Genomic DNA, 1,732 nt, shown 5'->3' with positions numbered 1-1,732 from the left:
TACGGCGAAATTATGAATGACATGGTTCAAAAATCAAAAAAATAGTTCATAAATACCTTGACAAATCAAAAATATTGATAATTTTCAGGCATAGAACTTGCTGAAATTGGCTTAAATAAGCTATTTGGAGCAAGGTCTTATGGAACTTACTGAGCAGAAAATTAACGAGATAAGAAACAGGTTCATTGAGGAAAAGAAGCTGGTTGAATCTAATGGTCATATTATGAGTCCTGCAGCTTTTGAAGCTCTCGTTAATGAGTATGAGTCATATCACGCAATCAGCAATGAGTTCGATGAAGATGACATGGATGATGCCATTCGAGAAGCTGAAGGGCTCCAGAACCTTAGCGAAAGAAGTGCTGATGCTGTTCTCATACGGTTAAGTATCTCTGTAGTAAAGGACTTTTTCACTGACCCAAGGGCTCAAGGTAAAGTTATTTATCCTATCTACGCTGTTGTTCTGGTCATACTCATTGCTCGTGCCCGTGGCATCAAGAAATCGGCTGAAATTGCTTGGTTTTATGCAAAGTACAACATAATACTTCAGGTACTTATACCTGGTCTGCCATCCCCGTCTAACCATATCAGTGCCAGTACGATTAACTGCATACGAGCTATGGTATCAGCAAAGGAGATGGAGGAGTTTTTTACTTGCTTCTTCGGCACAATGAAGCTCTCTTTAGGCGATCTCATCACTTACAACGATGAAAAATATAAACATGACCGTGAGGGACTTATGCCTACCTATGGCTTTGATGGTCAGGAGCTAAGGTCCTCGTTCAGAAAGGGCTCAAATTCGCGGGCTAAAAAAGGTGCAATAGCGGTTACGTTAATGAACTGCACTTCGAGAACAGCTTGTGCATTCATAAACACTCATGCTAAAAACCAGGAGCGTACTGCATTCATTGAAATGGCTGAGCAGGTAGACCTTAAAGAGAAGGTCATCATGTGCGATGCCCTCAACTCCGCCCAGGAGGTTACATCTTTAATCGTATCTAAGGGAGGCTTCTATCTGGCTCCCCTGAAGGATTGTCAGGGTAATAAGGAGTTAAAGGGCCATGTTGAGGCAATCTTTAACAGGAATCATGCTCGTGCTGAGACTTCTGAGTTTACGTTCAAAGATCACGGCAGAATCGAAAACTATTACATAGAGGTTCTTGAAGCAGCTCCTTATCTGGATAAAAGAATAAAGAACCCTCATCAAAACATATGCTCTCTTGTCAAATTTACAAAGCATTGCATAAATTCTGGCAGCTCAGAAACAAGGGTATATGTGAGCAACCTCGAATATGTGAGCGGCGAGACAATCAGGCAGGTTAGAGCTAATATCATCGACTATTGGATGATAGAAACTCACCATAACGTTATTGATACCTCGGTGCTTGCACAGGACAGCTTTCAAGCATGTAACCCTAATACACTTTCTATGGAGGTTGCGATAAATAAAGCGGTTTACAACATGTCTACGTGCCTCAGGAATGAGCTTAGTCTGTCAAAAGGCAAGTCCACTCCTGTCTCTTACAGCTTCACACTAAATCGCATGAGCAGCATGAGGGTTAGTAGATTGTTTGAGTACGTCATACGAAACTACTTTATGAACAACTACGAGCCAACAAAGGCATAAATAAGCCAATATTTGGCGAATACGCCTCAACGCCTAACACTGGTTATTTTAAAAGTCAATTAATTTCAATTATTTTTGAGAGGCATATCCTTCATCGGTTTGCCGTAC

The 1,732-nt window shown here is 41.1% G+C and carries 1 protein-coding gene; it reads left to right on the top strand.

Going from position 1 to position 1,732, the window contains the following annotated elements; genetic code table 11:
* Positions 1–139 precede the first annotated feature (139 nt).
* Positions 140–1,624: an ISAs1 family transposase gene (locus MXE39_RS12815; protein WP_246979082.1), complete on the top strand. Its 1,485-nt coding sequence runs from the start codon at positions 140–142 to the stop codon at positions 1,622–1,624.
* The last annotated feature ends 108 nt before the right edge of the window (positions 1,625–1,732 follow it).

The organism is Anaerobiospirillum sp. NML120511 (genome assembly GCF_023050955.1).
Lineage (GTDB): Bacteria > Pseudomonadota > Gammaproteobacteria > Enterobacterales > Succinivibrionaceae > Anaerobiospirillum.
Note: the sequence above shows the minus strand (reverse complement) of the source record. Positions and strands in the feature narration are given on the sequence as shown.

Coding starts and splice junctions, on each gene's coding strand:
- MXE39_RS12815 (WP_246979082.1), top strand. CDS start 140: ATGGAACTTACTGAGCAGAAAATTAACGAGATAAGAAACAGGTTCATT.